The sequence below is a fragment of the Lutibacter sp. genome, from assembly GCF_040883305.1.
Classification (GTDB): Bacteria; Bacteroidota; Bacteroidia; order Flavobacteriales; family Flavobacteriaceae; genus Lutibacter.
In genome coordinates, this window is sequence record NZ_JBFLKT010000140.1 from 1 (window position 1) to 4647 (window position 4647).

Consider the following 4647-nt stretch of genomic DNA (forward strand, 5'->3'; position numbering starts at 1 on the left):
AAGAAATGACAATTGTACACCCAAAAAAGTAATTAGTAAAAATAATTATATTAAAAAAGGCTGTTTAGAAATTTTCTAAACAGCCTTTTTATTTTTAATACCTGATACTTTATATCAGATACCTAATACTTTAAATATTTTATAATTTAGCTCCTTTTACAGTTTTAATAATAATTGAAGCAACTTTGTAAGGATCTGCGTTTGAAGCTGGTCTTCTGTCTTCTAACCAACCTTTCCATCCTTTTTCAACAGTAATAATAGGAATACGAATTGAAGCACCTCTATCAGAAACTCCATAAGAGAAATCAGAAACATGTGCAGTTTCGTGTAAACCTGTTAAACGTTCATCGTTATAAGCTCCATAAACTCCAATATGATCATCTGTTACAGGTCTAAATGCTTCACAAATTTTTTCATAAGTTTCTTTAGAACCACAAGTTCTTAATATAGTATTAGAAAAGTTTGCGTGCATTCCAGAACCATTCCAGTCACCTTTTACAGGTTTTGGGTGTAATTCAATGTAGTAGTTGTATTTTTCAGATAATCTGTTTAATAAGTAGCGAGCTACCCAAATTTCATCACCAGCAGTTTTAGCACTTTGTGCAAAACATTGAAATTCCCATTGCCCTGGAGCAACTTCTTGGTTAATGCCTTCAAAGTTTAAACCGGCATCTATACATTGATCTGCATGTTCTTCAACAAAATCTCTACCCCAAGTATATCTACCACCAACTGAACAGTAGTATTTACCTTGTGGTCCAGGGAATCCACCACGAGGAAATCCTAACGGTAAGTCCGTTTTTGAGTCCATTAAGAAATATTCTTGCTCAAAACCAAACCAGAAATCATCATTATCATCGTCAATTGTTGCACGGTGATTTGAAACGTGAGGAGTTTTGTCTGCATTTAAAACTTCACACATTACTAAATATCCATTGCGTCTTGCTGGATCTGGATAAATTGCTACTGGTTTTAATAAACAGTCAGAAGAACCGCCCTCGGCTTGTTCTGTAGATGAACCATCAAAAGACCAAATGTCACAATCTTCTAATTTACCACTAAAATCATTTTCTACTTTAGTTTTACTTCTTAATTCTTGAGTTGGTTGATGACCATCTAACCAAATGTACTCTAATTTTGTTTTGCTCATATAAGTTAAATTATAGTTTTAAAAATCAAATAATTTCCTGCAAACTTAAATATTTATATTTTACGATAAAAATTTTAGGGGTAAAAAATAGATAAAATGGTATATTTTTACAGATGCCCTATTTTTTTTAGGGGTAAATAAATATTTATTAAAAATATTATTAAAAATTCTTATATTCGTATAAAATTTAAATAATAGAGAATGTCAACATTAAGATTTAAAGCTGTTCAACTTGCGCAAAGTAGAAAGCCTGTTGAAGTTATAGAAGATAAAAGACGCTCAGAAATATTTGGTGCAAATGTTTTTAATGAGTTTTCAATGCGTCAATATTTAACAAGTGATGCTTTTAAAGGTGTTATGAACGCCATCCAACATGGAAAAAAGATTGATCGAAAAATTGCGAATCAAGTTGCTTCTTCTATGAAAGATTGGGCTTTGTCAAAAGGAGTTACACATTATACACATTGGTTTCAGCCTTTAACAGGTGCAACAGCAGAAAAACATGATGCTTTTTTTGAAACTATTGGAGACGGAATGGCAATTGAAAAATTTGGAGGAAGTCAATTAGTTCAGCAAGAACCAGATGCATCGAGTTTTCCAAATGGAGGAATTAGAAATACTTTTGAGGCAAGAGGCTATACGGCTTGGGATCCTACATCACCAGCATTTATTTATGGTACTACTTTATGTATTCCAACAATTTTTATTTCCTATACCGGGGAAGCGCTGGATTATAAAACACCTTTATTAAGAGCTTTAAATGCTGTTGACATTGCTGCAACTGCTGTTTGTAAATATTTTGATAAAAATGTTAAAAAAGTAACATCATCTTTAGGTTGGGAACAGGAATATTTTTTAATTGATAAGGCCTTAGCAGGTAGCAGACCTGACATTACATTAACTGGAAGAACGTTATTAGGGCATTCTCCAGCAAAAGGGCAACAATTAGATGATCACTATTTTGGATCTATTCCTGGTAGAGCCTTAAACTATATACGCGATTTAGAAACAGAATGCATGTATTTAGGTATTCCTGTTAAAACACGTCATAATGAAGTTGCTCCAAATCAATTTGAATTGGCTCCAATTTATGAAGAGGCAAATTTAGCCGTGGATCATAATTCATTATTAATGGATATTATGGGGCGTGTTGCCAATAGACACGATTTTAAAGTGCTATTACACGAAAAACCTTTTGCCGGAGTAAATGGTTCTGGAAAACATAATAATTGGTCTCTATCGAATGATGCTGGTGTTAATTTACTCTCGCCAGGTCAAACTCCAATGAGTAATCTTCAATTTTTAACTTTTTTTATTAATACTATAAAAGCGGTTTATAATAATGAAGAATTGTTAAGAGCATCAATTGCATCTGCAAGTAATGATCATAGACTTGGTGCAAATGAAGCACCACCAGCAATTATGTCAATTTTTATTGGGCAGCAACTTACAAAAGTTTTAGAGGAGTTGGAAGGTGTTACAAATGGTAAACTATCTCCTGAAGAAAAAACTGACCTAAAATTAAATGTTATAGGTAAAATTCCTGATGTTTTATTAGACAATACAGACAGAAACAGAACTTCGCCATTTGCATTTACAGGAAATAAGTTTGAATTTAGAGCTGTTGGTTCTACTGCAAACTCAGCAAATCCAATGACAGTTTTAAATACAATTGTAGCAAAACAGCTAAAAAACTTTAAAATTGAAGTAGATAAACTTATTGAAGATAAAGATTTAAAGAAAGATGAAGCCATTTTTAATGTACTAAGAGAGTATATTAAATCTTTCAAAAATATTTTATTTGAAGGAAATGGTTATGGAGAAGCTTGGGAAAAGGAGGCTAAAAAAAGAGGTTTAAGTAATAATAAAACAACACCTGAAGCATTAAAAGCTAGAATTTCAAAAAAAACAATTGATTTGTTTGAAGAAATGAGTGTGATGAGCAAAGTAGAAATTGAGGCTCGGTACGAAATTGAAATAGAAGATTATACTTTACGTATTCAAATTGAATCTCGTGTTATTGGAGATATTGCAGGTAATCATATAATTCCAACAGCAGTCCGTTACCAAAACATGCTTATTAAAAACGTTTCTGGGTTAAAGGAAATTTTTGGAACCGATTTTGAGAAATACGCATCTGAACAGATAATATTGATTAAAAAAATATCATCACACATAGAAAAAATACATGCCAAAGTTGATGCTATGATTGCTGCGCGTAAAAAAGCAAATGTAATAACAGATCCAGTTAAAAAAGCACACGAGTATTGCAATAAAGTAAAACCATTTTTTGAAGAGATAAGGTACCATTGCGATAAATTAGAAATTATGGTAGATGATGAAATTTGGCCATTAACTAAGTATAGAGAGCTTATGTTTATTAGATAAATTTTAAACTAAAATCCTGCAAATTGCAGGATTTTTTATTTTAATTAACCTTAAAAAAACATTACATAATTTATTAATAAACTAATTGAAAAATTAATACTAAGAAATGATTTAAATCAATTTATAATTTGATGAAGGTCATATTGTAAATAAATGAATAACTATAACTTTCTTCACCAATTCCATAGATTTTTTTACAAAATTTTAGAAAGGAGTATTAATTGAAAATTATTTATTATGAAAAGTACTGTGAAAATTAAAAAGTCAAAATTCTATTTACTAACATTAATAGGCGGGTGTATATTCTTTTTATTTGGTTGTGAAAAAGAAGAGTTACTAATACCTCAAGAAGAGATGTTGAAAGTTTCATCAGAACTCAGTTTAAAAAATGCAGAGCTTGGTTCAAAAAATGATAAAATGTATCAAATTCTTGATGAAAATTTTGAATTAGCATTAATAGAGAAAGGTTGGGATGTCGGACCTGTTGATGGTGAAATTTTAAAAGAAACTGTTTTAAGCATAACCGATTTGGATGTGAGTTCATCAGGTATTTCAAACTTAGCTGGAATAGAGTATTTTGTTAATTTAACTAAATTAAATTGTAGCGATAATAATCTCACAATACTAGATTTGGGTAAAAATAAAGCATTAGAAAAATTAATTTGTAATAAAAATAAACTTGAAATTTTGGATGTAAGAAAAAATAAAGACTTGAAAGTGTTACATTCCAATCATAATCAGTTAGAAAGTTTAGATTTACGAAAAAACACCTTATTGGAAGAGTTATTCGCTAATCATAACCAATTGGAAACTATCGATTTAAGTAATAATAAAATGTTAATCCAATTATATATGAATCATAATATGCTTACAAGTTTAGATTTAAGTGAAAATTCTGTTTTGGAACGATTGTTATGTAATGCAAACAAATTAGAAAGTTTGGATTTAAGCAATAACAATTCTTTGCTATTTTTTAGATGTAATAATAACAATATTACATGTATTCAGGTGAATCAAGAACAGTTAGATAATCCTCCAAGTGGTTGGCCAGGAAGTCATGGTGGTGATGACCATGGCAGTGGAGAAGAACCTGATGGACATGATAGTGG

At 30.5% G+C, this 4647-nt stretch carries 3 protein-coding genes; 2 read left to right on the forward strand and 1 reads right to left on the reverse strand.

Going from position 1 to position 4647, the window contains the following annotated elements:
* Positions 1–139 precede the first annotated feature (139 nt).
* The gene (locus AB1Z17_RS04570) at positions 140–1150 is read right to left on the reverse strand and encodes a glutamine synthetase beta-grasp domain-containing protein (protein WP_368050615.1); all 1011 of its coding nucleotides are present in this window, start codon (positions 1148–1150) and stop codon (positions 140–142) included.
* A 201-nt stretch (positions 1151–1351) separates the two neighbouring features.
* Here AB1Z17_RS04570 and AB1Z17_RS04575 point away from each other — a divergent pair, with 201 nt between their 5' ends.
* Positions 1352–3538: a glutamine synthetase III gene (locus AB1Z17_RS04575; protein WP_368050616.1), complete on the forward strand. Its 2187-nt coding sequence runs from the start codon at positions 1352–1354 to the stop codon at positions 3536–3538.
* A 237-nt stretch (positions 3539–3775) separates the two neighbouring features.
* Positions 3776–4647 (forward strand): leucine-rich repeat domain-containing protein (locus AB1Z17_RS04580; RefSeq protein WP_368050617.1); only part of this gene is annotated, 872 nt, incomplete at its 3' end.

Bases quoted from the DNA above. Each gene is read 5' to 3' on its own strand.
- AB1Z17_RS04570 (WP_368050615.1), bottom strand. From the start codon at position 1,150: ATGAGCAAAACAAAATTAGAGTACATTTGGTTAGATGGTCATCAACCA.
- AB1Z17_RS04575 (WP_368050616.1), top strand. From the start codon at position 1,352: ATGTCAACATTAAGATTTAAAGCTGTTCAACTTGCGCAAAGTAGAAAG.